Source organism: Neisseria sp. P0001.S005 (genome assembly GCF_051963715.1).
The window spans coordinates 1-434 of the sequence record NZ_JBQCTZ010000621.1; the positions used below are offsets into that span (position 1 = coordinate 1).

Below are 434 nucleotides of genomic sequence, written 5' to 3' on the forward strand. Positions count from 1 at the left end.
GCAAGGCCGATCGGTTTCATCAATTTCCAGTTGGCATTGCGGTTAACCAAGCCGATACCCAAAACTGCACCCACCAAGATATGGGTACTGGAAACAGGTAAGCCCATGAATGAGGCTGCCATTACAACGGCTGCTGCCGAAAGTTCGGCTGAGAAGCCGGAGGCAGGGTGCATTTCTGCCAAGCTGGTGCCTACGGTTTTAATCACTTCTTTGCCGACAAACCACAAACCGACGATCAAAGCGATACCGAAAGTCAACATGGCAATCGGCGGCACAGCGTTTTGAGCAGTAATGCTGTTGGTACGCAACACATCCATAATCGCGGCAAACGGACCAATCGCATTGGCAATATCGTTCGCACCATGGCTGAATGCAAAACCGCAAGCGGTAAATACCTGCATCCATGAGAACATTTGGAAAGTCGATTTATCCAA

Annotated in this window: 1 protein-coding gene; it reads right to left on the reverse strand. The window is 49.8% G+C overall.

Going from position 1 to position 434, the window contains the following annotated elements; genetic code table 11:
• Positions 1 to 434: inorganic phosphate transporter (locus ACTHSP_RS22050; RefSeq protein ID WP_440347015.1), on the reverse strand; the 434-nt coding region annotated here is incomplete at both ends.